The sequence below is a fragment of the Massilia sp. CT11-108 genome, assembly GCF_047302915.1.
GTDB classification, from domain to species: Bacteria; Pseudomonadota; Gammaproteobacteria; order Burkholderiales; family Burkholderiaceae_D; genus Telluria; species Telluria orientalis.
In genome coordinates this window covers 1-246 of sequence record NZ_JBKYMO010001678.1, presented here as the reverse complement: position 1 = coordinate 246, position 246 = coordinate 1, and the positions used below count along the sequence as shown (strand labels likewise).

Here is a 246-nt window from a genome sequence, read left to right as displayed (position 1 = left end):
CCTCCTCGGTCATGCGGCTACTCCCCGGCCGGCTTCAGCGCCTTGAAGACCTGCGCGTTGTCCGGCGAGGCCCAGATGGCGGGGAACGCGTACAGGTCGTCGTCGGTCGGCCAGCCCGTGAAGCCGGCGTCGTTGTACTCGCTCGTCGTGCCGCCGGTCATGATCGGCACGTAGGGCATGACGTCGACGAGCTTGCGCTGGATGATGTCGAACTGCGCCTGGCGGGCCGCGGTGTCGTCCGTGGAC

Annotated in this window: 1 protein-coding gene; it reads right to left on the bottom strand. The window is 68.7% G+C overall.

What is annotated here, in order from left to right:
- Window positions 1–17: 17 nt before the first annotated feature.
- On the bottom strand, window positions 18–246 hold a 229-nt coding region (locus ACEN88_RS36005), incomplete at its 5' end, for a hypothetical protein (RefSeq protein WP_413347170.1).